Annotated in this window: 28 protein-coding genes; 17 read left to right on the top strand and 11 right to left on the bottom strand. The window is 69.4% G+C overall.

What is annotated here, in order from left to right:
* Positions 1-41: 41 nt before the first annotated feature.
* The 4 genes from G5B31_RS01405 to G5B31_RS01390 all read left to right on the top strand — a co-directional run bounded on the left by G5B31_RS01405 (position 42) and on the right by G5B31_RS01390 (position 4,383).
* On the top strand, positions 42-1,028 hold the full coding sequence (locus tag G5B31_RS01405; RefSeq protein WP_165013050.1) for an ABC transporter ATP-binding protein: 987 nt from the start codon (positions 42-44) through the stop codon (positions 1,026-1,028).
* Between the two features lie 178 nt (positions 1,029-1,206).
* On the top strand, positions 1,207-2,142 hold the full coding sequence (locus G5B31_RS01400; RefSeq protein ID WP_165013048.1) for an ABC transporter permease: 936 nt from the start codon (positions 1,207-1,209) through the stop codon (positions 2,140-2,142).
* Positions 2,132-2,944, top strand: coding sequence for an ABC transporter permease (locus G5B31_RS01395; RefSeq protein WP_165013046.1), 813 nt, complete (start codon positions 2,132-2,134; stop codon positions 2,942-2,944). The genes G5B31_RS01400 and G5B31_RS01395 overlap by 11 nt, the downstream gene beginning before the upstream one ends.
* A gap of 11 nt (positions 2,945-2,955) precedes the next feature.
* On the top strand, positions 2,956-4,383 hold the full coding sequence (locus tag G5B31_RS01390) for a gamma-aminobutyraldehyde dehydrogenase (protein ID WP_165013044.1): 1,428 nt from the start codon (positions 2,956-2,958) through the stop codon (positions 4,381-4,383).
* A 33-nt stretch (positions 4,384-4,416) separates the two neighbouring features.
* On the opposite strand, the gene G5B31_RS01385 is transcribed toward G5B31_RS01390, so the two are convergent.
* From G5B31_RS01385 to G5B31_RS01370, 3 genes are all read right to left on the bottom strand, one after another.
* Positions 4,417-4,857, bottom strand: a complete 441-nt coding sequence (locus tag G5B31_RS01385; RefSeq protein ID WP_165013042.1) for a hypothetical protein — start codon at positions 4,855-4,857, stop codon at positions 4,417-4,419.
* 90 nt (positions 4,858-4,947) lie between these two features.
* Positions 4,948-5,280: a type II toxin-antitoxin system HicB family antitoxin gene (locus G5B31_RS01380; RefSeq protein ID WP_165013040.1), complete on the bottom strand. Its 333-nt coding sequence runs from the start codon at positions 5,278-5,280 to the stop codon at positions 4,948-4,950.
* A 543-nt stretch (positions 5,281-5,823) separates the two neighbouring features.
* Positions 5,824-6,582, bottom strand: a complete 759-nt coding sequence (locus G5B31_RS01370; protein ID WP_165013038.1) for a DUF1013 domain-containing protein — start codon at positions 6,580-6,582, stop codon at positions 5,824-5,826.
* A gap of 122 nt (positions 6,583-6,704) precedes the next feature.
* On the opposite strand from G5B31_RS01370, the gene G5B31_RS01365 reads away from it, so the two are divergent.
* Positions 6,705-7,340: a ribonuclease T2 gene (locus G5B31_RS01365; RefSeq protein WP_165013036.1), complete on the top strand. Its 636-nt coding sequence runs from the start codon at positions 6,705-6,707 to the stop codon at positions 7,338-7,340.
* Between the two features lie 281 nt (positions 7,341-7,621).
* Here the strand turns inward: G5B31_RS01365 and G5B31_RS01360 are convergent, their stop codons facing one another.
* Both G5B31_RS01360 and G5B31_RS01355 read right to left on the bottom strand, forming a co-directional pair.
* The gene (locus G5B31_RS01360; RefSeq protein ID WP_165013033.1) at positions 7,622-8,614 is read right to left on the bottom strand and encodes an NAD(P)H-quinone oxidoreductase; all 993 of its coding nucleotides are present in this window, start codon (positions 8,612-8,614) and stop codon (positions 7,622-7,624) included.
* A 9-nt stretch (positions 8,615-8,623) separates the two neighbouring features.
* The gene (locus G5B31_RS01355; RefSeq protein WP_165013031.1) at positions 8,624-9,292 is read right to left on the bottom strand and encodes a COQ9 family protein; all 669 of its coding nucleotides are present in this window, start codon (positions 9,290-9,292) and stop codon (positions 8,624-8,626) included.
* Positions 9,293-9,399: 107 nt separating this feature from the next.
* Between G5B31_RS01355 and rpsU the strand changes: the two genes are divergently transcribed.
* Positions 9,400-9,606 (top strand): 30S ribosomal protein S21, encoded by a 207-nt coding sequence (gene rpsU, locus G5B31_RS01350; protein ID WP_082400860.1) that lies wholly within the window; start codon positions 9,400-9,402, stop codon positions 9,604-9,606.
* 87 nt (positions 9,607-9,693) lie between these two features.
* Here rpsU and G5B31_RS01345 read toward each other — a convergent pair whose 3' ends face one another.
* The 4 genes from G5B31_RS01345 to G5B31_RS01330 all read right to left on the bottom strand — a co-directional run bounded on the left by G5B31_RS01345 (position 9,694) and on the right by G5B31_RS01330 (position 11,696).
* Positions 9,694-9,888, bottom strand: a complete 195-nt coding sequence (locus G5B31_RS01345; RefSeq protein WP_165013029.1) for a hypothetical protein — start codon at positions 9,886-9,888, stop codon at positions 9,694-9,696.
* A gap of 119 nt (positions 9,889-10,007) precedes the next feature.
* Entirely contained in the window at positions 10,008-10,676 is a 669-nt protein-coding gene (locus G5B31_RS01340) for an aquaporin (RefSeq protein ID WP_165013027.1), read from the bottom strand.
* Between the two features lie 114 nt (positions 10,677-10,790).
* Positions 10,791-11,051 (bottom strand): YjhX family toxin, encoded by a 261-nt coding sequence (locus G5B31_RS01335; protein WP_165013025.1) that lies wholly within the window; start codon positions 11,049-11,051, stop codon positions 10,791-10,793.
* A gap of 180 nt (positions 11,052-11,231) precedes the next feature.
* Positions 11,232-11,696: an Lrp/AsnC family transcriptional regulator gene (locus G5B31_RS01330; RefSeq protein WP_165013023.1), complete on the bottom strand. Its 465-nt coding sequence runs from the start codon at positions 11,694-11,696 to the stop codon at positions 11,232-11,234.
* A 141-nt stretch (positions 11,697-11,837) separates the two neighbouring features.
* Between G5B31_RS01330 and ald the strand changes: the two genes are divergently transcribed.
* A complete protein-coding gene (gene ald, locus G5B31_RS01325) occupies positions 11,838-12,956 on the top strand; it encodes an alanine dehydrogenase (RefSeq protein WP_165013021.1) in 1,119 nt (372 codons plus the stop codon).
* 54 nt (positions 12,957-13,010) lie between these two features.
* Positions 13,011-13,616, top strand: coding sequence for a sulfite oxidase heme-binding subunit YedZ (locus tag G5B31_RS01320; protein WP_165013019.1), 606 nt, complete (start codon positions 13,011-13,013; stop codon positions 13,614-13,616).
* Positions 13,617-13,659: 43 nt separating this feature from the next.
* On the opposite strand, the gene mscL is transcribed toward G5B31_RS01320, so the two are convergent.
* Together mscL and G5B31_RS01310 are read right to left on the bottom strand one after the other, a co-directional pair.
* The gene (gene mscL / locus G5B31_RS01315; RefSeq protein ID WP_276616097.1) at positions 13,660-14,037 is read right to left on the bottom strand and encodes a large-conductance mechanosensitive channel protein MscL; all 378 of its coding nucleotides are present in this window, start codon (positions 14,035-14,037) and stop codon (positions 13,660-13,662) included.
* A gap of 406 nt (positions 14,038-14,443) precedes the next feature.
* A complete protein-coding gene (locus G5B31_RS01310) occupies positions 14,444-15,394 on the bottom strand; it encodes an L-threonylcarbamoyladenylate synthase (protein WP_165013015.1) in 951 nt (316 codons plus the stop codon).
* A gap of 104 nt (positions 15,395-15,498) precedes the next feature.
* Between G5B31_RS01310 and G5B31_RS01305 the strand changes: the two genes are divergently transcribed.
* The 9 genes from G5B31_RS01305 (at position 15,499) to G5B31_RS01265 (ending at position 22,470) form a co-directional block, all read left to right on the top strand.
* Positions 15,499-17,199: an acyl-CoA dehydrogenase gene (locus tag G5B31_RS01305; RefSeq protein ID WP_165013013.1), complete on the top strand. Its 1,701-nt coding sequence runs from the start codon at positions 15,499-15,501 to the stop codon at positions 17,197-17,199.
* Positions 17,200-17,293: 94 nt separating this feature from the next.
* A complete protein-coding gene (locus tag G5B31_RS01300) occupies positions 17,294-18,316 on the top strand; it encodes an MBL fold metallo-hydrolase (protein WP_165013011.1) in 1,023 nt (340 codons plus the stop codon).
* 3 nt (positions 18,317-18,319) lie between these two features.
* Positions 18,320-18,760 (top strand): DUF6173 family protein, encoded by a 441-nt coding sequence (locus G5B31_RS01295; protein WP_165013009.1) that lies wholly within the window; start codon positions 18,320-18,322, stop codon positions 18,758-18,760.
* Positions 18,761-18,842: 82 nt separating this feature from the next.
* Positions 18,843-18,992: an aa3-type cytochrome c oxidase subunit IV gene (locus tag G5B31_RS01290; protein WP_165013007.1), complete on the top strand. Its 150-nt coding sequence runs from the start codon at positions 18,843-18,845 to the stop codon at positions 18,990-18,992.
* 4 nt (positions 18,993-18,996) lie between these two features.
* The gene (locus G5B31_RS01285; protein WP_165013005.1) at positions 18,997-19,620 is read left to right on the top strand and encodes a hypothetical protein; all 624 of its coding nucleotides are present in this window, start codon (positions 18,997-18,999) and stop codon (positions 19,618-19,620) included.
* A gap of 328 nt (positions 19,621-19,948) precedes the next feature.
* Positions 19,949-20,533, top strand: coding sequence for a molybdenum cofactor guanylyltransferase MobA (gene mobA / locus G5B31_RS01280; RefSeq protein ID WP_165013003.1), 585 nt, complete (start codon positions 19,949-19,951; stop codon positions 20,531-20,533).
* A complete protein-coding gene (gene mobB, locus G5B31_RS01275; protein ID WP_165013001.1) occupies positions 20,530-21,024 on the top strand; it encodes a molybdopterin-guanine dinucleotide biosynthesis protein B in 495 nt (164 codons plus the stop codon). The genes mobA and mobB overlap by 4 nt, the downstream gene beginning before the upstream one ends.
* Positions 21,014-21,892 (top strand): molybdopterin guanine dinucleotide synthesis, encoded by an 879-nt coding sequence (locus G5B31_RS01270; RefSeq protein ID WP_165012999.1) that lies wholly within the window; start codon positions 21,014-21,016, stop codon positions 21,890-21,892. Before mobB ends, G5B31_RS01270 begins: the two co-directional genes overlap by 11 nt.
* Complete coding sequence (locus G5B31_RS01265) at positions 21,889-22,470, top strand: N-acetyltransferase (RefSeq protein ID WP_165012997.1); 582 nt, start codon at positions 21,889-21,891, stop codon at positions 22,468-22,470. Before G5B31_RS01270 ends, G5B31_RS01265 begins: the two co-directional genes overlap by 4 nt.
* The last annotated feature ends 3 nt before the right edge of the window (positions 22,471-22,473 follow it).

Raw genomic sequence — 22,473 nt, 5'->3', positions numbered from 1 at the left:
GGCGGTGCGCAGGGATGCGCACCCTACGGAATGCCTGTCCCATGACCGCAGCCGTCGAATTCCTCAACGTATCCCGTCACTTCGGCGCCGTGAAGGCGGTCGACGGCGTGGACCTGACCATCGCCGAGGGGTCGTTCTTCGCCATGCTCGGCCCCTCCGGCTCGGGCAAGACCACCTGCCTGCGGCTGATCTCGGGCTTCGAACAGCCGACGGGGGGCGCGATCCGCATCTTCGGCGAGGATGTCTCGACCACGCCGCCGCATCTGCGGGCGGTCAACACCGTCTTCCAGGATTATGCGCTGTTCCCGCACCTGAACGTCCGCGACAACGTGGCCTACGGGCTGATGGTCAAGGGCATGGCCCGGGCGCCGCGCTATGCGAAGGCCGAGGAGATGCTGGCGCTTGTCCATCTGGAAGGCTACGGCGACCGCAAGCCGGCGCAGCTGTCCGGCGGCCAGCGCCAGCGGGTCGCGCTGGCCCGGGCGCTGGTGAACGAGCCGCGAGTGCTGCTGTTGGACGAGCCGCTCGGCGCGCTGGACCTGAAGCTGCGCGAGGCGATGCAGGACGAGTTGAAGGCGCTGCAGGTGAAGCTGGGGCTGACCTTCGTCTTTGTCACCCACGACCAGCACGAGGCTTTGTCGATGGCCGACAGCCTTGCGGTGTTCAACGAGGGGAAGATCGCCCAGATCGGCACCCCGCAGGAGATCTACGACCGTCCGGCCAGCCGCTTCGTCGCCGATTTCGTCGGATCGTCCAACGTGCTGCCGCCGGCGCTGACCCAGGCCCTCGGCGGCCCCGCCCGCTGGTCCTCGCTCCGCCCCGAGACAGTGCGGCTCGCGGTCACCGGCCCGGTCTCCGGCCCGGTGACCGCGCTGCGCTACCTCGGCGCCGCCACCCGGGTGGTGATCCGCGTGGCCGAGACCGAAGTCGCCGCCCTGGTCCCCGCCGGCCAGCCGCTGCCGGCGGAGGGGGAGACCCGCAGCATCGCCTTCGACCCGAGCGCGCTGCACCTGATGGAGGGCGCGTGATGGCCGCCCTTGCCGCCTTGCCGCACCCGCAGAGGGGGGCGCTGCCCCCCGCCTCCGGCTCCCCCCGGAGTATTTGGATCAAGAGGAAGTTCACTGGACCTTTGCGGCTTCCTCTTGACGGAAATACTCCGGGGGTCCGGGGGCTGGCCCCCGGCCCGGCCAGCCAAGGACTTGCGGCATGAGCGGCGCGATCCTTCCCGCCCGCGGCCCGGGCGACCGGCTGACGGCGCTGTTCTGGCGGCGGCCCTGGGTGCTCCTGCTGCTGCTGGTCAGCCCGCCGCTCCTGTGGCTGGGGGTGGTCTACCTCGGCTCGCTGGCGGCGCTGCTGCTGCAAAGCTTCTACTCGATCGACGAATTCTCCGGCGTGGTGAAGGAGGAATTCACCCTCAAGACCTATGCCGAGCTGTTCCGGGCGCAGAACCTGGACATCATCACCCGCACCGTGCTGATGGCCGCCGCCGTCACCCTGGCCTCCGCCGCGCTGGCCTTCCCCATCGCCTATTTCGCCGCCCGCTATGCGAAAGGCCCCTGGAAGGCCGCCTTCTACCTGGGCGTCATGCTGCCGCTGTGGTCCAGCTACCTGGTCAAGGTCTATGCCTGGAAGCTGATCCTGGCGAAGGAGGGCATCCTGACCTGGGCCGCCGAGCGGACGCATACGAGTTGGATCATCGACGGCATCCTCTCCGTGCCCGGGCTGGAAAGCTCCTCGCTCTCCACCTCGCCCGTCGGCACCTTCGCGGTCTTCGTCTATGTCTGGCTGCCCTACATGATCCTGCCGATGCAGGCGGCGCTGGAGCGGGTGCCGGTCTCGATGCTGGAGGCCAGCGCCGACCTTGGCGCCACCCGCGCCCAGACCTTCCGCAGCGTGGTGCTGCCGCTGGCGATGCCCGGGGTGATCGCCGGGTCGATCTTCACATTCTCGCTGACGCTGGGCGACTACATCATCCCGCAGATCGTGGGGAATTCGGCCAATTTCATCGGCATGGCGGTCTACCAGTTGCAGGGCACCGCCGGGAACATCCCGCTGGCGGCGGCCTTCGCTGTGGTGCCGATCCTGATCATGCTGGCCTATCTGACGGCCGCCAAGCGGGCGGGGGCCTTCGATGCGCTCTGATGCCCCCCGCGCCCCCCTCGGCCTGAAGATCGCCGCGCTCGGCGGGCTCTTGTTCCTGCACCTGCCGATCCTGCTGATCTTTCTCTATGCCTTCACCACCGAGGAACGCACCTACCAGTTCCCGCCCCCCGGCCTGACCACGCAATGGTTCGGCGTCGCCTGGGGGCGCGAGGACATCTGGCCGCCGCTCTGGCTGTCGCTGCGGGTTGCCGCCATCTCCACCGTGCTGGCGATGATCCTCGGCACCCTGATCGCCGGGGCCATGGCCCGTGCCCGCTTCTTCGGCCGCGACCAGCTCAGCCTGCTGGTCATCCTGCCGATCGCCCTGCCCGGAGTGATCACCGGCATGTCGCTGCGCAGCGCCTTCGGCGTCATGGACATCCCCTTCAGCACCTGGACCATCGTCCTGGGCCACGCCACCTTCTGCATCGTCATCGTCTACAACAACGCGGTGGCCCGCCTGCGCCGGCTGTCCGGCGGCATCATGGAGGCCAGCGCCGACCTCGGCGCCAATGCCTTCCAGACCTTCCGCCATATCCTCTTGCCCAACCTCGGCTCCGCCCTGCTGGCGGGCGGGATGCTGGCCTTCGCCCTGTCCTTCGACGAGGTGATCGTCACCACCTTCACCGCCGGTCAGCAATCCACCCTGCCGATCTGGATGTATAACGAACTGATCCGGCCCCGGCAGCGGCCGGTCACCAACGTGGTCGCCATCGTCGTCTTCGCGGCCACCTTCCTGCCGATCCTTGCAGCCTATTACCTGACCCGCGGCGGCTCCGACACCGCCGGCGCGGGCAAATGAGGGAGTGAGACATGGACAGCCAGCTTCTCATCGGCTCTGCCTTCGAGCCCGGACAGGAGACGCCGGAGCCGATCCTGAACCCCCGCACCGGCGCGCTGATCGTGGACATTCCCGAGGCCTCCACTGCGCAGGTGGACCGCGCCGTCGCCGCCGCCCGCAAGGCTTTCGACAGCTGGTCCCGCACCACGCCCGGCGAACGCTCGGCCGCGCTTCTGCGCATCGCCGACCGGATCGAGGCCGAGGCGGAGGATTTCGCCGCGCTGGAGGCGCTGAACTGCGGCAAGCCGATCAACGCCGCGAAGGGGGATGAACTCCCGGCCACCGTCGACTGCTTCCGCTACTTCGCCGGCGCCGTCCGCTGCATGACCGGCGCGCTGGCCGGCGAATACCTGCCCGGCCACACCAGCATGATCCGCCGCGATCCGGTCGGGGTGGTCGCCTCCATCGCGCCCTGGAACTACCCGCTGATGATGATGGCCTGGAAGCTGTGCCCGGCCCTCGGCGGCGGCAATACCGTGGTGTTCAAGCCTTCGGAACAGACGCCGCTGACCGCCTTGAAGCTGGCGAGAATCCTGGCCGAGGAACTGCCCGAGGGCGTGGTCAGCGTCGTCGCCGGGCGCGGGCAGACGGTGGGAAATCACCTGATCCATCATCCGCAGGTGGACATGATCTCGCTGACCGGCGACGTGGCGACGGGCCGCAAGATGCTGGACGCCGCGGCGAAGACGGTGAAGCGCACCCATCTGGAACTCGGCGGCAAGGCCCCGGTGGTGGTCTTCGATGACGCCGACCTTGAAGCGGTGGTCGAGGGGCTGCGGGCATTTTCTTTCTACAACGCCGGGCAGGACTGCACCGCCGCCTGCCGGGTCTACGCCGGCCGCAAGATCTACGACAACTTGGTGGCCGACCTGACCGCCGCCGCCGCCTCGATCACCCTTGCGGCCGAGGACGACAGCACGAACGAGATCGGCCCGCTGATCAGCCAACGCCAGCGCGACCGGGTGGCCAGCTTCGTCAACCGCGCCCGCGAACTGCCGCATGTCCAGGTCACCACCGGCGGCGAGGCGATGGAGCAGGGCTTCTACTACCGCCCCACCGTGGTGGCCGGCGCAAGGCAGGAGGACGAGATCGTCCGCCGCGAGGTCTTCGGCCCCGTCGTCTCGGTCACGCCCTTCTCCGAGGTGGACCAGGCCGTCGCCTGGGCCAACGACAGCGACTACGGCCTCGCCTCCTCGGTCTGGACCCGCGACGTCGGCCGCGCCATGGCCACCGCGGCGCGGCTGCGCTACGGCTGCACCTGGATCAACACCCATTTCATGCTGGTGAACGAGATGCCCCACGGCGGCCTGAAGCAAAGCGGCTACGGCAAGGACATGAGTTCCTATGCGCTGGAGGACTATACGGTGGTAAGGCATGTGATGGTGAAGCACGGCGGCTGAAGTCTCAAGAGTCCAGCCGCCGTCCGTTGGCCCTCATTTAAGACTATTGAGCTTGCGCCAAGAAGTATCGGTGGGTCGCTTGACCTCCCAATAGACCCAGCCATTCAAGCTTGGCCTGTCGCCACGCTTAGTTTTTACAGATGATCCAGCAGCGTCCGAAGGGCTGGTGTAGGGCTTACCCGCCACCACCCATTTTCCGTTCTGAACTTGCCCCCGCACCATTTGCCCTCGATATTCCATGCGGAGTTGAGTGCCATGCGGAAGCACTACTCCCTTCCACGACCAAGCCATGCCCGCATCCGTCGTTTCTTCCGGACCCTCTGAGCCGGCTGCCGCCTTGGTCGGGGTAGACGGAGCGTTGGAGGTGGGAAGCTTCAGCAATCTGCGCAGAGCGGAATTCTCGGGTTCGTCGAAGCCTTGTCGTTCAAGCTCAATGAGGCGGTGGACATCGAAATCAATCTCGATGGTTTTCATTGGGTAACTCCTTGTGGTGGAGATGCTATCCGTATCCTCCATATAAAGCGCCCTCTGATTCGAGTAAAGATATTTAAGAAAAAATAGTAGTTACTGCTCCGCCGCCTTCTCCAGCACCTCTTCCGCCCAGGCGTTCAGGCTTTTCCCCGCCAGTTCCGCCGCCAGCGCCGCCTTGCGGTGCACCTCCGGGTCCACCCGGAACATCATCTGGCCCGAGAAGGACCGCTGCGGCTCCTTCCCCACCCTGACGCAGGTCTCCAGATAATCCTCGACGGCTTCGTGAAAGGCTTCGCGCAGCCCCTCCACCGTGTCGGCGTGGAAGCCTACCCCGTCGCGGATGCCGGCGATCCGGCCGACGAAGAGGCCGTCCTCGTCGTCATAGTCGATGCGGGCCGAATAGCCCTTGTAGCTCATGGAATTCATGGCCTTACCCCGATGCGTTCCAGAAAGTCCCGCGCCGCGCGGACCTGATAGCGTTTCGCCTCCTTCGCCGGATGCGGGCGGTGGAAGGTCTCCACCTCCTGCCCGCAGACGAAGCGGACGCGCGAGCCGCGCCCTTAGACCAGCGTCGCCCCGGCCCAGATCAGCAGCGCCTCCACATCCGACCAGTTGATCGTGCCCGAGACCGGATCGGTGAAGACGGTCTCCAGTGTGCGGCGATGCTTGCTGTTCATGCAAGCAATCTAGCGATGCTATCGGATTTTGCAAGCGGTGCCACGAAAGGAAAAACCCCGGTCCGGCGGGGGACTTGCCGGACCGGGGCGGAGGCACCGGGAGGAACCTGGTCGGCGGCAATCGCCGCCAGCGTGATGAAAAAGGACCGTAGGATCAGAGGGTTGAAAGGTCTTTCGATGCCGCTGATCATGCCCGGCCCCGGCGCCCGGGTCCAATGACAAAGCCCGTCATCAAGGAAAAACCCCGGGACTGGCGGTCCCGGGGTCTTCGTCTCGGCAATCGAGCCGGCGCTCAGCGGCGGTGGTCTTCCTCGTCCTCGTCGTCGTCCTGCCCGCCGGGCAGGTTGAAGAAGCTGTCGGCGTCCGAGAAGTCCGAGGCCGGGCTGTCGTCCTTCTCCTCGTCGCCGAAGACCTCCAGCCCCGTCAGGCCCGAGGGCATCTTCGGTTCTTCCGGCGCCATGCCCAGCGACTGTTCGGTCGACACCAGCTTGCGGCGTTCGTCGTCGCTCATCACCGTGCCCTCGGCGGCCTTCTTGCGGGCGGCGGCCTGCACCGCGGCGTCCAGCTCCGACTGCTTGCACAGGCCGAGCGCCACCGGGTCGATCGGCGTCATGCTCTGGATGTTCCAGTGCGTGCGCTCGCGGATCGACTGGATGGTGGGCTTGGTGGTGCCGACCAGCTTGCCGATGGCGCCGTCCGACAGCTCGGGGTGGAACTTGACCAGCCAGAGGATGGCGTTCGGCCGGTCCTGCCGCTTGGAGAGCGGCGTGTAGCGCGGGCCGCGGCGCTTGTCCTCGCCCACGGCGGCGGCGTTGTATTTCAGCTTCAGCTTGTAGAGCGGATCGGCCTGGCCGCGTTCGATCTCGATCGGGTCCAGCTGGTTGTTGGCGATGGGATCGAAGCCCTTCACCCCGCCGCCCACGTCGCCGTCGGCGATGCCCTGCACTTCCAGCTCGTGCATCCCGCAGAATTCGGCGATCTGCCGGAAGGTCAGCGTGGTGTTGTCCACCAGCCAGACAGCGGTCGCGCGCGCCATGATCGGCTTGTTCATCTCTGGCTCCTTTACAAATCTCTCCCGGGCCGGGAAAACGGCTGCGGGCCTGGCCCGCGAGTTCTCCATGTCGGGGAATTCCCCGTCCATATAGTGCCAATCCGGGTGAAGGAAAAGTCAAAATGCGTTGGGCTTTCGCGTTCCTCGCGGCGCTGCTGGCCGGGCCGGTGCAGGCCGATGGCGAGCGGGCGGGGGACTTCGACTATTATGTCCTGTCGCTGTCCTGGTCCTCGGCCTGGTGCGCGCTGGAGGGCGATGCCCGCGACGATCCGCAATGCAACCGGGGCAGGGGGCTGACCTTCGTGCTGCACGGCCTCTGGCCGCAGCACGAAAGGGGCTGGCCGCAGTATTGCCGCACGGCCGAGCGCGATCCGACAAGGGGCGAGACCGCGGCGATGGCCGATGTGATGGGCGGCGCAGGGCTGGCCTTCTACCAGTGGAAGAAGCACGGCCGCTGTTCGGGCCTGGCGCCGGAGGACTATTTCCGCACCGCCCGGCGGGCTTATGAGGGCATCGTCATCCCGCCGGTCTTCGCCCGGATGTCGAAGACGCTGGAGGTTCCGGCCTCGGTGATCGAGGGGGCGTTCCTCGAGTCGAACCCCGGGCTGAAGCGCGACCAGATCACCGTCACCTGCCAGGACGGGATGATCCAGGAGGTCCGGTTGTGCCTGACGAAAGACCTGGAGCCCCGCCGCTGCGGCGCCGACACGATCCGCGACTGCAAGCTGCAGGACGCGGTGTTGGAGGCGGTGCGGTAGGCGGGTCCGTTTTTTCCGGCATGATTTGGCGAAGGCGCGTGCCTTCGCCATGGCGTAACGGATCAACCGGGACCGGCCGGGCCCCCAAGGCCCGGCCAGCGCCCGCCCCGCCCTCGGCGGGCGCTTCTCGCCCGCCGGGTCGGGCGCTGGCCTCATCCGGTCTCGTGCCGACAGGTCTCCGGTTGAACCCGTCCGCACGGGCAGGGGCGAGGCAGTGCCTCGCCTTCTCCCGCCCGCGGATACCGAAGGAGTGGCGGGGTTCACCCCGCCACTCGCCGCCTCTATTCCTCCACCTTCAGCACGATCTTGCCGATATGGCCGGAGGATTCGATCCGCCAATGCGCCTGCGGGGCCTCGGTCAGGGCGAATTCGCTGTCCAGCACCACCTTCAGCGCGCCGCGGGCGATCATCGGCCAGACCTGCGCCTCCACCTGCGCGGCGATCCGGGCCTTGGCCTGCTCGCTCTGCGGCCGCAGGGTCGAGCCGGTGATGGTCAGCCGCCGGGTCATCACCTCGGCGAAGTTCAGCTCGGCCTTCGCGCCTTGCAGGAAGGCGATCTGCACCAACCGGCCGTCATTGGCCAGCGCCTTGATGTTGCGCGGGATATAGGACCCGCCCACCATGTCGAGGATCACATCCGCCCCGCCGGCCTGCGCCATCAGTTGCGACCAGTCGCGGTCGCGGTAGTTCCAGGCCTCCTCGGCGCCCAGATCCTTGCAGAACTTCACCTTGTCGTCCGACCCCGCGGTGGCGAAGACCCTTGCGCCGAGCGCCTTGGCGATCTGGATTGCCGTGGTGCCGATGCCGCTGGTGCCGCCATGGACCAAGAGCTTCTGCCCCGCCTCCAGCCGCCCGCGCATCACCACGTTGGACCAGACGGTGAAGCAGGTCTCCGGCAGGCAGGCGGCCTCCTTCAGCGACATCCCGTCGGGCAGCGGCAGGGCGTGGCTTTCGTGCGTCACCGCATATTCGGCATAGCCGCCGCCCGGCAGCAGGGCGCAGACCTTGTCGCCGATCGACCAGCGCGTCACCCCCGGCCCGCATTCCACCACCGTGCCGGAACATTCCAGCCCCGGCAGCGGCGAGGCGTCGGGCGGCGGCGCATAGGCCCCGGCGCGTTGCAGGGCGTCGGGGCGGTTCACCCCGGCAAAGGCCACCCGGATCACGATCTGGCCATGGCCCGGCACCGGCACCGGCATCGAGCAGGGTTTCAGCACGTCCGGCCCGCCGGGGGCGACGATCTCCATCGCCAGCATCGAATGCGAAAGTGTCATCTCTTCCCCTCAGTTCCGGCCCGGCAGGTCGTCCGCGGCTTTTGGCGCATGAATCCTTTCCAGAACCTTGAACGGCCCGGAAAGCAAGGCCTTGCCCAGCGGATTGGCGGCAAAGGCGGCCTTGGCCTTCTCGAACCGCATCACCCCCTCGATGCGGCGGTCGAGGAAATCGCGGGTGGCCTGATGGCCGGTCGATTCGTCGCCCAGCCAGAACAGCACCGTGGCGCCGTAGACGGCCGAGAGGCTGGCGCGCTTGGAATACCAGTTGATGTCGTCGGCGGTATCGCCGAGCGCGGCCCAGATCGCATCCGCGGTGCCCCAGACCGCCCGCGCCCCGGCGGCGGCATTCTGCGGCAGGGCGAAGAGCGCGGCGCCGCGGCGGACCAGTTCGCGGTCGGCGCCTTCCAGCCGCAGCATCACCGCCCGCGCCACCCGGTCGCGGAAGCGCAGGGCCGACAGGTCATCGGCCGCCAGCGCCTCTGCCATCGCCCGGTCGCCGGCCCGGTGGTAGTCCAGCGCCAGGTCCAGCCCGCCGCGCGGGAACAGCGCCCGGGCCAGCGCGAGGGGCACGGCCGAATCGGTGGCCGCCGCCCGCAGCGTGGCCTCGGACCAGCCGTCGAAGGGCACATGGGCCAATGCGGCCTGCAAAATCGCCTTGCGCGTTGCGTCTTCGGGCATGTCGACCTCCTTTCCGCCGGAACGGTGGACAGGACCGGCGGCCTTTGCTATAGGCCGCCAGCCTGCACATCAGTGCAACTCTAGCTTAGGAAGGTGGTGACAACCACATGCAGGTCAGCGTCCGCGACAACAACGTCGAACAGGCCCTCCGGGCCCTGAAGAAGAAACTTCAGCGTGAAGGCGTGTTCCGCGAAATGAAGCTCAAGCAGCATTTCGAGAAACCGTCGGTCAAGAAAGCGCGCGAACAGGCCGAGGCGATCCGCCGCGCCCGTAAACTCGCCCGCAAGAAGGCTCAACGCGAAGGCGCACTCTGAGGCGTTAGCGAAGCTGGGACCGCGAGGTCCATACAAGGTCAACCCCCGCGCCATCGGCCGGGGGTTTTCCTTTGGGTGCAGAGGGGATCAGCGGCGGCCGAGGATGCGCGCCAGTTCGCCCTGCCGGGTCAGCCCGCGGGCGGACAGCCGGTTGTCGCTGGCGGTGGCCAGATGGCGAAGCTCGGCCAGGCGGGGGCCGGCGTTGAACATCAGGTCCAGCGCCTCGGCGACATTCGCCGCGATCCGGCGCAGGGTGGACAGGGGGGTGAAGTTGCGTTCCATGGGAACCTCCCGGTTGCCGGGCAGGCATGTCCTGCTCGTCCCCAAGCTGGGCCTGCGGTGCCCTGCCGACAAGTCCCGGCGCCGCAAGCCCGCCCTGCGTTTCGCGCAAGGCCGAAGGGTCAGCTTTCCCTAGCGGCGCCAGTCCTGCTGAACAGCCAGCCGCCAAGGGCGACGGCAAGCAGCGCCCCCAGGGTCTCGCCGATCAGGAAGCCCGGCACGTCGGCCGGCCGGATGCCGCCCGGCGTGTCGGTGAAGGCGCGCACCAGCGTCAGCGCGGGATTGGCGAAGCCGCTGGAGGCGGTGAACCAGTAGGCCGCGCCGATGAAGGCGGCGACGATGGCGGCCACGTTCGCCCGCGCGTTCAGCGCGCCGAGGATGACGAGGATCAGCCCGAACGTCGCCACCCCCTCGGCCAGCCAGAGCCCGCCGCCGCTCCGCGCGGTCTGCGACACCTGCGCCAGCGGCAGCCCGAACATCGCATGGGTCAGCAGGATGCCGGCCATCCCGCCCGCAACCTGCGCCGCGACATAGGCCACCGCCTGCGCGGGGGCGATCTCGCGCCGCAGGGCGAAGGCCAGCGTCACCGCCGGGTTCAGATGCCCGCCCGAGACCGGCATCATCACCGTGATCATCACGTAGAGCGCCAGCGCCGATGTCGCCGCCGTCACCAGCAGCGCCAGCGCGGCATTGTCGGTCAGCCCGCCCGCCATGATCCCGGCGCCGATCACCGCCGCGGCCAGAAACGCCGTCCCCAGACCTTCGGCCAGCAGTTTGCGCCCCGCCTCCATCCCCGACCTTTCCCGGGCCGACCGCCCGATATGCCCGTCCACGCGACGGCGGTTGCAGAACCTGTCGCGGCGGCGCGGCAAGTTCAAGGGGGCAACTGCCGCTCCGCTGCGCGCTCAGCCTTGGTTGTCCAGTTGCGCCCGCACCGCCCGGCGGCCCGCAAGCGAGATCCGGTAGGGCGATCCCGCGCGGGATTCGATCAACCCCTTGCGGCGCAGCGACTGGAAGATGCTCAGGGTGCAGTCCGACAGGACCAGCCCCTCGCGTGTCAGGCAGAGGATTTCGGTGACCTTGCGGCCCTTGCTGCGGCTGTGGAGGATATGGCCGCCAAGGGCCAGAACGTGCAGGGCACGCTGTTCGGAACGCGAGATGTTCATGGATGCTCGTGGATGACAGACGAAAACCCCACCCGACCGCAATGCGGCGGGCGACTAACGGTTCACGCGGCTCTCCGGGTTCCGGAGAGCCCTGTCATGCAAGCTCGGACATCCACACTCCATGCGTGCCTTGCGGCACGGGCGAAAGATAGGCCGGCCGGCCCTCGGCCGCAACCCGTCCTACACCGGCAGCGCCGTGGTCCGCACCACCTCGCGCAGGGCGAAGCTGGACTGCATCTGCCGCACCCCGGGCAGGCGGCTGAGGCGCTGGCGGTGGATGCGGGCGAAATCCTCGGTGTCCTCGGCGACGATCTTCAGCAGATAGTCGGCCGTCCCCGCCATCAGGTGGCATTCCAGGATGTCCGGCACCTTCGCCACCGCCCGCTCGAAGGCGTCCAGCAGTTCCTCGGCCTGGGATTCCAGCGTGATCTCGACGAAGACGGTGGTCGGCTTGCCCAGCCTCCGGGCATCGACCAGCGCCACGTAGCCGGCGATGAAGCCCTCTTCCTCCAGCCGCTGCACCCGGCGGTGGCAGGCGGAGGGGGAGAGGTTCACCCGCTCGCTCAACTCGGCATTGGTGATGCGGCCTTCCTTCTGTAAGGCTGCAAGAATCCTGCGGTCGGTCGCGTCAAGGGCACTGTCCACGGCGATTTTTCCTGCACGGGCAAGGTTTCTGCGAAATTTCTACCGCATCGCGGACCCTGCGCCAGACAAAAATCAAAACATCGGCGGCGATTCTGCCGCACCCTGCCCCCACAGGCCGCGAAGGCCGACAGGGAGAGAAGAATGAAGATCGGATGTCCGAAAGAAATCAAACCGCAGGAGTTCCGCGTCGGGATGACTCCCGACGCGGCGCGCGAGGCCATCGCCCATGGCCATGAGGTGGTGATCGAGAAGAACGCCGGTCTCGGCGCGGGCTTCACCGATGCCGATTACATCGCCGCCGGGGCGCGGATCGTCGATACCGCCGAGGAGGTGTTCTCGCGGTCGGAGATGATCGTGAAGGTGAAGGAGCCGCAGGCGGCGGAGCGCAAGCGCCTGCGCGAGGGGCAGGTGCTGTTCACCTACCTGCACCTTGCGCCGGACCCCGACCAGACCCGCGACCTGCTGGCCTCGGGCGCGACCTGCATCGCCTACGAGACGGTGACCGATGCCCGCGGCGGCCTGCCCCTTCTGGCGCCGATGTCCGAGGTGGCGGGCCGGCTGGCGCCGCAGGTCGGCGCCTGGACCTTGCAGAAGGCCAACGGCGGCTCCGGCGTCCTGCTGGGCGGGGTGCCCGGCGTGGCGCCGGCCAATGTGGTGATCGTCGGCGGCGGCGTGGTCGGCACCGCGGCGGCGCGGGTCGCCGTCGGCATGGGCGCGCGGGTGACGGTGCTGGACCGCTCGGTCCCCCGGCTGAGCTATCTGGACGACATCTTCCACGGCAAGCTGGTGACGCAATATTCCAGCGCCGGCGCGCTGGCCGAACTGATCAGGACGGCCGACATGGTGGTCGGCGCGGTGCTGATCCCCGGCGCGGCGGCGCCCAAGTTGGTCACCCGGGCGCAGCTGAAGGAGATGAAGCCGGGCTCGGCGCTGGTCGACGTGGCGATCGACCAGGGCGGCTGTTTCGAGACCAGCCGCGCCACCACCCACCAGGACCCGATCTACGAGGTCGACGGGGTGATGCACTACTGCGTCGCCAACATGCCCGGCGCGGTGGCCCGCACCTCGACCCAGGCGCTGGGCAACGCCACCATGCCCTTCATGCTGGCCCTGGCCGACAAGGGCTGGAAACGCGCCTGCGCCGAGGACCGGCACCTGCTGGCCGGGCTGAACGTCCATGCCGGCAAGCTGACCTACGAGGCGGTGGGCGCGGCGCTGAACCTGCCCTCGATCCCCGCGGCCGAGGCGCTGGCGCTCTGAACGACGGAACCGCCGCGCCGCGGCGTATATGGGGCACCAGACCGAAGGTGCCCCATGAAAATTCTTGGTTACAGTCCGTCGACCCTCGTGCTGTGGGTCGTCCTTGCGCTGCCGGCGATGTCGATGATCGGCCCGTTGACGGGCGACGACGCGCGGGCCTTCCACCGCCTGCTGCATCCCACCGGCGAATGGGCTGCGCGCTTCATGATCGTCGGCATGATGGCCTCCGGCCTGATGCTGCTGTTCCGGGGCCGCCAGTGGCCGCGCTGGCTGATGCACCACCGCCGCGACATCGAGGTGGCGGCCTTCCTCTACGCTGCGCTGCATACGGCGGTCTATGTCATCGACCGCGGCTCGCTCGACCGGATCGTCGCCGCCCTGCCCGAAACCTTCATCTGGACCGGCTGGCTGGCGATGCTGCTGTTCCTGCCGCTGGGGCTGACCTCGAACGGCCTGTCGCAGCGCTGGCTGCGCGGGGGATGGAAGGGGCTGCAGCGCCTGGCCTGGCCGGCGGCCGTGCTGGTGCTGATCCACTGGGCTGCCCTTCACGACTGGGGCGGCTGGACCCCTGCCCTGATCCACTTCGGCCCTCTGCTCGCCCTCTGGGCCTATCGGATCTGGTATTGGAACTTCCGGCCGCGCCCGGCCGCCGCGGCCTGATATCGGCGGCCCGCAGCCGGGACTGCGGGCCGTTCTTCCCTGGCTATTTCTTCTTCAGCTCGATCAGGATCTCTTTCAGCAGGTCGTTGTCCGAGGGGCCGGCAGGCGCCGCCGGGGCCTCTTCCTTCTTCGGCAGCAGCCGGTTCACCGCCTTGACCAGCAGGAACACCACCCAGGCCACGATCAGGAACTTGATCACCGCGTTGATGAAGTTGCCATACATGAACTGGGCATCGCCGAGGCCGAAGCTGAGCGCGCTGAAATCGACGCCGCCGATGACCAGGCCGATCAGCGGGTTGATCAGGTCGTCCACCAGCGAGGTGACGATGGCGGTGAAGGCCGCGCCGATGATGATACCGACGGCCAGATCCAACACGTTGCCGCGTGCGATGAAAGTCTTGAATTCGTTAAGCATCTCCAGGTTCCCTTTCTCGGCCCGCCTCTTGCCGGGCGGTGGCCTTGCCCGCGCTCCGCTGCGCGGGGGAATCATCGCATAGAATTCCCGATGATTTAACGGGGAAAAGTCGCGGCGCTGCTGCGGGATGCCGGACCGGGGGGCAGCATTTCGCGCCGTTCCACCCGGTTTCCTTGGCGAAGCCGCGTGCCTTCGCCACCGTGCAACGGCTCCCCTTGTCCGGCCGGGCCCTCAAGGCCCGGCCAGCGCCCGCCCCGCCCTTGGGCCAGGCGCTTCTCGCCCGCCGGGTCGGGCGCTGGCCTCCCGGGGTTCTCGTGACTGCCGTCTCCGGTTGACCCGCCGCGCACGGGCGGGGGCGAGGCAGTGCCTCGCCTGATCCCGCCCGGCCTCGCCGTGCAAAATGTCGGTTGCCTTACCCCCGCGGGGCCGCCGCCCGGCTCAGCCTGTCGTTGATCGCGCGGCCGAGGCCGTGGCCGGGGATGGGGGCGAAGGCGATGCGGCCCTGCGGGCCCGCCAGCGCATCGGCCTCGCGCAGGATGTGGAACAGGTTGGCCGCCGCCTCGACCAGATCGCCGCCGGGCGAAAGCGTCAGATCGCCCTTCACCGGGCCGAAGCCGACCAGAATCTCCCCGGTCTCCGCCGCCCGCGCATTCAGCCGCACCATTGCCCCCGGCGCGTAATGCGAGGCGAGCTGGCCCGGCGCATTCGGCTTCGCCGCGCTGCCGCCGGTGGTCAGGGGCTGCCCCAAGGCGGCCTCCAGCGCCTCGGCCGGAATGCCGCCGGGGCGCAGCAGCCGCGGCTCCCCGTCCAGCCCGAGGATCGTCGACTCCACCCCCACCGCGCAGGCGCCGCCGTCCACCACCGCAGCGATCCGCCCGGCCAGCCCGTCCAGCACATGCGCCGCCCGCGTCGGCGACACCCGGCCCGAAGGGTTGGCGGAAGGCGCCGCCACCGGCCTCCCCGCGGCACGCAACAGCGCCCGCGCCACCGGATGCGCCGGCACCCTTATCGCCACCGTCGGCAGGCCCGCGGTGACCAGCGGCGAAATCCCCGCGCCCTCGCGCAGGGGCAGCACCAGCGTCAGCGGCCCGGGCCAGAACGCCCCGGCCACCGCCCGCGCCCGATGGTCGAAGACGGCGACCACCTCGGCCTCCTCCAGCCCCGGCAGGTGCACGATCAGCGGGTTGAAGCGCGGCCGCCCCTTGGCCTCGAAGATCCGCGCCACCGCCCGGTCGTCGGTGGCATCGCCGCCGAGGCCGTAGACCGTCTCGGTCGGGAAGGCGACCAGCCGCCCCTCGCGCAGCAGCGCCGCCGCGCGGGCGATGCCGGCATCGTCGGCGGGCAGGGTCTCGGTGCGGTCCATCTGACGCAGCGTCCGTCTTGAAGGGGTTGCAGCTTGCGCTAGCCTGCCCTTAGTCGCAAGAAGCCCCGTTTCACAAGCCGCATCTCGCATCGCCCGGAGCCCCCATGACCTACCGCGCCCCCGCCGAAGACCATCGGTTCATCCTGGAACATGTGGTGGATTTCGCGGCCGTCGCCGGAACCGACCGCTTCGCCGAGGCCACCCCCGACACCGCCGCCGCCATCCTGTCGGAGGCGGCGAAGCTCTGCGACGACGTTCTGGCGCCGTTGAACCAGGCCGGCGACCTGCACCCCTCCCGGCTGGAGAACGGCGTGGTCCGCACCTCCCCCGGCTTCGCCGAGGGCTACCGCGCCATCGCGGCGGGCGGCTGGATCGGCCTGGCCGCCAGCCCGGATCACGGCGGCATGGGCCTGCCCATGGCGCTGAACACCGCGGTGAACGAGATGGTCTCGGGCGCCTGCCTGGCCTTGCAGTTGAAGCCGCTCTTGACCCAGGGCCAGATCGAGGCGCTGGAGCATCACGCTTCCGACGAGTTGAAGGCGCTCTACCTGCCGAAGCTGATCTCGGGCGAATGGTCCGGCACGATGAACCTGACCGAGCCGCAGGCGGGCTCGGACGTGGGCGCACTGCGCACGAAGGCAGAGCCCCTGGGCGACGGCACCTATGCCATCACCGGCCAGAAGATCTTCATCACCTGGGGCGACAGCGACATCACCGCCAATGTCTGCCACCTGGTGCTGGCCCGCCTGCCCGACGCCGCGCCGGGGACGAAGGGGATTTCCCTCTTCATGGTGCCGAAGCTGCTGCCCGATGCCGATGGCAACCCAGGGCAGGCGAACAGCCTGAAGGTGGTCAGCCTGGAACACAAGCTGGGCATCCACGGCAGCCCGACCTGTGTGATGCAGTTCGACGGCGCGAAGGGCTGGCTGGTGGGCGGGCCGCACAAGGGGATGGCGGCGATGTTCACCATGATGAACAACGCCCGCCTCGGCGTCGGCGCGCAGGGCGTGGGCGTGGCCGAGGCCGCGCTGCAGAAGGCGGTGGCCTATGCGCAGGACCGGGTGCAGGGGCCGACGGCCGAGGGCGTGCCCGGCATCATCGGCCATGCCGATGTGCGCCGGATGCTGGCCGAGGCCCGGGCCGAGGTCTTCGCCGCCCGCGCCATCGCGCTGGCCTGTGCGGTGGCGATCGACATGGGCAACGCGACCGGGGATGCGGCATGGCAGGTCCGCGCCGCCTTCCTGACCCCCATCGCCAAGGCCTACGGCACCGACACCGGCTGCCGGGTGGCGGATACCGGCGTGCAGGTCCACGGCGGCATGGGCTTCATCGAGGAGACCGGCGCGGCGCAATTCCTGCGCGACGCCCGCATCACCGCGATCTACGAGGGCACCAACGGCATCCAGGCGATGGACCTGGTGGGCCGCAAGCTGGCCGACGGAGGCGAGGCCGCCTTCCGCCTGATCGGCGAGGTCGAGACCCTTGCCGCCGCCGCCCGCGCCCGCCTGCCCGACCTGGCGAACGACCTCTGGCAGGCCGCCGAGACCCTGCGCGAGGCGACCGAGGCGCTGCTGGCCCAGGACCTGAACGACCGCTTCGCCGGCGCCGTGCCCTACCTGCGCGCCTTCGCCCTGGTCCTCGGCAGCGCCTTCCATTTGAAGGCTGCGCTGGCCGACCCTGCGCGCGCGCCGCTGGCCCGGGTGATGATCCGCCGGCTGCTGCCGGAACACGCCGCGCTGCTGGCCCGCTCCCGCCAAGGCGCGGCCGACCTCTATGCCCTGCCGCCCGAGGCGCTTGCCGGCTGATGCCGCACCGGGGGCGAAGCGCCCAATCGACCTTGGGGACAGGCGCGCCCGTCTCCGGCTTGAAACCGGCGGCAGAACCGGCGAGGACTGCCCCATGACCGACGCCATCCACCACCCTTTTCCCGAACCTCCCGCCCTTGGCGAGGCGCGTGAGGTCGTGCCTGGCATCCTCTGGCTGCGCCTGCCGCTGCCGATGGCGCTGGACCATGTGAACATCTACGCGCTGGAGGACGGGTCCGGCTGGGCCATCGTCGACACCGGGCTGAAGTCGCGCCGGGGCGAGGCGCTGTGGGAAAGCCTCCTGCAAGGCCCGCTGCGCGGCCGGCCGGTGACGCGGGTGATCCTGACCCACCACCATCCCGACCATGTCGGCATGGCAGGCTGGTTCCAGGCCCGGGGCGCGGAACTGCACGCCACCCGCACTGCCTGGCTCTATGCAAGGATGCTGACCCTCGACCTGCAGCCGCAGGCCACGCCCGAGGCGATGGCCTTCTGGACCCGCGCCGGGTTGCCGCCCGACAGGCTGGCCGCCCGCGCCGCCGAGCGGCCGTTCAACTTCGCCGATGTGGTCCATCCGATGCCGCAGGGCTTCACCCGGATGCAGGAGGGTGGCCGCCTGCACCTTGCCGGCCGCGACTGGACCGTCCGGCTGGGCCAAGGCCATGCGCCCGACCATGCCACGCTCTGGACCCAGGGCCTCGTCCTCGGCGGCGACCAGCTTTTGCCCGGCATCTCGGCCAACATCGGCGTCTACCCGACCGAGCCCGAGGCCGACCCGCTGTCGGAATGGCTGGCCAGCTGCGCCGCCTTCCGTCCCCATGCCCGCGACGGCGACCTGATCCTGCCGGGCCACAAGCTGCCCTTCACCGGCCTGCCGTTCCGGCTGGAGCAGATGATCGACAACCATGTCTCGGCCCTCGACCGGCTGCTGGATCACCTGGCCACGTCCCGCACCGCGGTGGAGTGCTTCCCGGTCCTCTTCAAGCGCCCCATCGGCCCGGCGGAGGAGGGGCTGGCGCTGGTCGAGGCCATGGCGCATCTCAACTGCCTCTTGCGCCGGGGGCAGGTTTCCCGTTCCCTTGGGGAAACAGGCGCATATCTCTGGGAAAGGCTGTGACGGATGGCGGAGACGGCGAAGGCAAGGGCAGGAACGCGGGCGGCAGCGCCGGCGAAGAAGCGCAAACCGAAGACCGGCACCGCCGTCGCCCCCGCGGCCGACCGGCCGAAAAGCCCCGCCGAATGGGCCTATGAGCGGCTGGTCCTCTACATCCGCAACTTCGAGTCGCAGCTGGATGCCAGCCAGGAGATCGCCATGGGCTTCGCCGGCAGCGATGCCGGCGTGCTGCAGATCGAGGGCCTGGGCTATTTCGATCCCGACATCGTGACCTTCTACGGCCGCGACGAGGACGGGGTGAAGACCCAGCTGGTCCAGCATGTCAGCCAGCTTTCGGTGATCCTGCGCGCCGTGCCCAAGGTGCGCGAGGAGGAGCCGCCGCGGCGGATCGGCTTTGCCCTGAACTCGGGCTGGGTCGGCGGCGAATCCGGCGACGGCTCGGTCTGACGGGCGCCAACCCCTCGTGACACCGCGGCGTGAATCGGCTATCGCAGGACGAAAGCGAACAGCAGACGGGACGCGAAGACAGATGGCCGACCATTCCCACAGCACTCATCAGCACGGCACGATGGATATCCGTGTGCAGGAAAGGACCTTCGCGGGCTTCATCCGCTGGATCGTCTGGTCGGTGGTGGTCATCCTCTTCCTGCTGATCCTGCTGGCGCTGTCGAACGCCTGATCCGATGCTGCGCCTGGCTCTTGCCCTGATGGCCCTTCTGGGCCTGGCCGCCTGCGGGGCGGACCATACCTTCGCGCCCCAGGCCGAGGTGGATGCCGCCCGCTACGTCGAGGGGCCGCCGACCTATATCGTGCTTTACACCGGGATCAACGACCGCAACGGCTCGGGCGCGCATTCGGCGCTGCTGGTCAATGCCTCGCAAAGGGTGCTGTTCGATCCGGCCGGCACCTTCACCCACCCGCGGGCGCCGGTGCAGGGCGACGTGCATTACGGCATCACCGATTCCGTGCTGGCCGCCTTCCTCGACTACCACGCCCGCGATTCCGCCACCGAGAAGTTCCATGTGGTGGAGCGCAGGCTCTATGTCTCGCCCGAGGTGGCCGAGATGATCCTGCGCAAGGTGCAAGCCAACGGCGCCGTGCCCAAGGCGCAATGCGCCAGTTCGATCTCGGCCATCCTGCGCAGCGTGCCCGGGTTCGAGTCGGTCCCCTCGACCTGGTTCCCGATCAAGCTGGGCGAGGGCTTCGGGCAATTGCCGGGCGTCACCACCCGCATCGTGACCGAAGAGAACGACGGCAGCGACCAGCACAACGTGATCTTCGTCGACAAGAAGGGCAACCGGGTCTGACGGCGGGAGGCGGTTTCCTTGGCGAAGGCCATTGCCTTCGCCACAGCGCAACCGATCAACCGGGACCGGCCGGGCCCCAAAGGCCCGGCCAGCGCCCGCCCGCCCCCTGGCGGGCGCTTCTCGCCCGCCCGGTCGGGCGCTGGCCTCTCGGGGTTTCTCCTGACCACCGTCTTCGGGTGAATCCATCTGCACGGGCGGGGGCGAGGCAGTGCCTCGCCTGTTCCCGCCCGCCTCTGCGGACCCTCCGCATGTGGAAGCCGCCCGCCCGCTCAACTGGGGTCTTTACCTTGTCCGCCCGCCCGCCTAGGGCTGGGGCCGGAGGTTCGCCTTGCGTATTTTCGGGATCATTCTGGCCGGGGGTGAAGGCCGCCGCATGGGCGCCGACAAGGCGCTGGTGCCGCTGGCGGGCCGGCCGCTGCTGGCCCATGTCCGCCACCGGCTGGAGCCGCAGGTGGAGGCGCTGGCGATCTCCGCCAACGGCGACCCGGCCCGGCTGGCGCGCTTCGGCCTGCCGGTTCTGGCCGACGACCAGCCGCTCGGTCCGCTGTCCGGCATCCTCGCCGGGCTTCGCTGGGCTGCGGGGCAGGGGGCCGATGCGCTGGTCTCGGCCCCGGTCGATGCGCCCTTCCTGCCCGGCGACCTGACCCCGCGGCTGATCCTGGCCGCCGATGGTCCCCACCTCGCCATCGCCCGCGCGGGGGAGCGACTGCACCCGGCCTTCGGCCTCTGGCCGGTGTCGCTGGCCCCGACCCTCGCCGATTTCCTCGCCTCGGGCGCCAAGCCGAAGATGATGGACTTCGCCGCCGCCCACCATGCCGCCATTGCCGCCTTCCCCGACGACGGCGCCTTCGCCAACCTGAACACGCCGCAGGACCTCGCCGCCGCTGGGGCGCTGCTCGGGGGCGCGCCATGAGGGTCTACGGCGTCATCGGCTGGAAGAACTCGGGCAAGACCGGGCTGATGGAACGGCTGGTGGCCGAGATCACCGGGCGGGGCTTCACCGTCTCCACCGTCAAGCATGTCCACCATGACGTGGACCTCGACATCCCCGGCAAGGACACCTTCCGCCACCGCAAGGCGGGGGCGACCGAGACCGTGCTGGCCTCCGCCCACCGTTTCGCGCTGATGCGCGAACACCGCGGGCCGGAGCCGGAGCTGCCGCAGATCCTGTCCCGCCTCGCCCCGGTCGATCTGGTGCTGGTCGAGGGCTACAAGCGCGACGCCCATCCCAAGGTGGAGGTCTGGCGGGCCGAGACCGGCCATCCGCTGATCCAGCCCGGCGATCCGCTGGTGCGGGCGGTGGCCACCGATGCCGCCCTGACCCTGCCGGTGCCGGTGCTGGACCTGAACGACACCGCTGCCGTTGCGGATTTCATCCTGCGCGAGGCCGGGCTTGCGGTTTGACCGCGTCATCGTGGCCGACTGGTCGGCGGCGAACCTGCCCACCAGCGCGGTCAACCGGGCCAATGCCATCTGGCTGGGCTGTCACGACGCCGAGGGCGGGGCGGAATGGCACCACCGCACCCGCGCCTCCGCCGAGGAGCAGGTGGACGGCCTGATCGGGACCGCTGTCGCCCAAGGCCAGCGCCTCCTGGTCGGCTTCGACTTCGCCATGGCCTATCCCGCCGGTTTCTCCGCCCGATTGACTGGCGAGACCGGGCCGCGGGCGCTGTGGCGCTGGCTGGCCGGGGCCATCGAGGACGCCCCGGACAACCGCAACAACCGCTTCGCCGTGGCGCAGGCGGTAAACGCGCTGTTCCCCGAAGGCCCCGGTCCGTTCTGGAGCTTCCCCTCCGAGCAGCACTGGCCCGGCATCCCCGCCCTGCGCCGCGGCATCGACTATGCCGCCTTGGGCCTCGCCGAGCATCGGCTGGCCGAGACCATGACTCCTGGCGCGAAATCGCCCTGGATGCTATTCAACCCGGGCTCGGTCGGCTCGCAGACCCTGCTCGGCCTGCCGATGATCCACCGCCTCGCCGCCCGCCCCGGCACCGCGGTCTGGCCCTTCGATCCGCCCGAGGCGCTGGCCGGGGCCGCGGTGGTGCTGGCAGAGGTCTATCCCTCGCTGATCGCCGGGCCGGTGGCGATCGAGGCCAACCGCCACACCCTTCCCCGCGACCAGGCGCAGGTGCGGCTCTTGTCCCGGGCGCTGTGGCGGCTGGCGCAAGCCGAGGCGCTGGCCCCGCTGCTGGCTGCCCCGCCCGAGGCCGCCGAACAGGGCTGGATCCTCGGCGCCAACGATCCCCTACTGCTGGCGGGGGCGCTGCGATGACCATTATCGCCAAGGGCTTCCCCGTCAGCCAGCGCCCCCAGGCCGCGGCGCTTTACTGGGAGGCGTTCGGCGGCAAGCTGGGCACCGTCCTCGGCCCCGACAACCGGGCGCTGCGCTTCATCGCCGCCACCCTGCGGCCGGACCATTGCTTCACCGCCACTGATGCCGAGGGCCGCCTGCTCGGCATCGCCGGCTTCAAGTCGCCCGAGGGGGCCTTCGTCGGCGGCTCCTCCGCCGAGATGCGCGCGGTCTATGGCCGGATCGGCGCCGCCTGGCGCAGCGCGGCGCTGTGGATGCTGTCGCACGAGGTGGACAACCACCGCTTCCTGGTCGACGGCATCGCCGTCACCCGCGCCGCCCGCGGCCGGGGCATCGGCACCGCGCTCCTGGAGGCGCTCTGCGCCGAGGGCCGCGCCCGCGGCTATGCCTCGATCCGGCTGGAGGTGATCGACAGCAACTGGCGGGCAAGGGCGCTGTATGAGCGGCAGGGCTTCCTGCCGGTGCGCACCGAACCCCTCGGCCCGCTGCGCCACGTCTTCGGCTTCGCCGCCGCCACCACGATGGTGCGGCCGCTTTAGCCC

The organism is Rhodobacter sp. SGA-6-6 (assembly GCF_011043545.1).
Classification (GTDB): Bacteria; Pseudomonadota; Alphaproteobacteria; order Rhodobacterales; family Rhodobacteraceae; genus Pseudogemmobacter.
Note: the sequence above shows the minus strand (reverse complement) of the source record. Positions and strands in the feature narration are given on the sequence as shown.

Coding starts and splice junctions, on each gene's coding strand:
- G5B31_RS01340 (WP_165013027.1), bottom strand. CDS start 10,676: ATGGAGGCGGGGCGCAAACTGCTGGCCGAAGGTCTGGGGACGGCGTTT.
- mobB (WP_165013001.1), top strand. CDS start 20,530: ATGAGGGTCTACGGCGTCATCGGCTGGAAGAACTCGGGCAAGACCGGG.
- G5B31_RS01385 (WP_165013042.1), bottom strand. CDS start 4,857: ATGAAAACCATCGAGATTGATTTCGATGTCCACCGCCTCATTGAGCTT.
- G5B31_RS01300 (WP_165013011.1), top strand. CDS start 17,294: ATGACCGACGCCATCCACCACCCTTTTCCCGAACCTCCCGCCCTTGGC.
- G5B31_RS01380 (WP_165013040.1), bottom strand. CDS start 5,280: ATGAATTCCATGAGCTACAAGGGCTATTCGGCCCGCATCGACTATGAC.
- G5B31_RS01365 (WP_165013036.1), top strand. CDS start 6,705: ATGCGTTGGGCTTTCGCGTTCCTCGCGGCGCTGCTGGCCGGGCCGGTG.
- G5B31_RS01400 (WP_165013048.1), top strand. CDS start 1,207: ATGAGCGGCGCGATCCTTCCCGCCCGCGGCCCGGGCGACCGGCTGACG.
- G5B31_RS01295 (WP_165013009.1), top strand. CDS start 18,320: ATGGCGGAGACGGCGAAGGCAAGGGCAGGAACGCGGGCGGCAGCGCCG.
- G5B31_RS01290 (WP_165013007.1), top strand. CDS start 18,843: ATGGCCGACCATTCCCACAGCACTCATCAGCACGGCACGATGGATATC.
- rpsU (WP_082400860.1), top strand. CDS start 9,400: ATGCAGGTCAGCGTCCGCGACAACAACGTCGAACAGGCCCTCCGGGCC.
- G5B31_RS01395 (WP_165013046.1), top strand. CDS start 2,132: ATGCGCTCTGATGCCCCCCGCGCCCCCCTCGGCCTGAAGATCGCCGCG.
- G5B31_RS01405 (WP_165013050.1), top strand. CDS start 42: ATGACCGCAGCCGTCGAATTCCTCAACGTATCCCGTCACTTCGGCGCC.
- G5B31_RS01360 (WP_165013033.1), bottom strand. CDS start 8,614: ATGACACTTTCGCATTCGATGCTGGCGATGGAGATCGTCGCCCCCGGC.
- G5B31_RS01345 (WP_165013029.1), bottom strand. CDS start 9,888: ATGGAACGCAACTTCACCCCCCTGTCCACCCTGCGCCGGATCGCGGCG.
- G5B31_RS01285 (WP_165013005.1), top strand. CDS start 18,997: ATGCTGCGCCTGGCTCTTGCCCTGATGGCCCTTCTGGGCCTGGCCGCC.
- G5B31_RS01390 (WP_165013044.1), top strand. CDS start 2,956: ATGGACAGCCAGCTTCTCATCGGCTCTGCCTTCGAGCCCGGACAGGAG.
- G5B31_RS01335 (WP_165013025.1), bottom strand. CDS start 11,051: ATGAACATCTCGCGTTCCGAACAGCGTGCCCTGCACGTTCTGGCCCTT.
- ald (WP_165013021.1), top strand. CDS start 11,838: ATGAAGATCGGATGTCCGAAAGAAATCAAACCGCAGGAGTTCCGCGTC.
- G5B31_RS01310 (WP_165013015.1), bottom strand. CDS start 15,394: ATGGACCGCACCGAGACCCTGCCCGCCGACGATGCCGGCATCGCCCGC.
- G5B31_RS01265 (WP_165012997.1), top strand. CDS start 21,889: ATGACCATTATCGCCAAGGGCTTCCCCGTCAGCCAGCGCCCCCAGGCC.
- G5B31_RS01320 (WP_165013019.1), top strand. CDS start 13,011: ATGAAAATTCTTGGTTACAGTCCGTCGACCCTCGTGCTGTGGGTCGTC.
- G5B31_RS01305 (WP_165013013.1), top strand. CDS start 15,499: ATGACCTACCGCGCCCCCGCCGAAGACCATCGGTTCATCCTGGAACAT.
- G5B31_RS01355 (WP_165013031.1), bottom strand. CDS start 9,292: ATGCCCGAAGACGCAACGCGCAAGGCGATTTTGCAGGCCGCATTGGCC.
- G5B31_RS01370 (WP_165013038.1), bottom strand. CDS start 6,582: ATGAACAAGCCGATCATGGCGCGCGCGACCGCTGTCTGGCTGGTGGAC.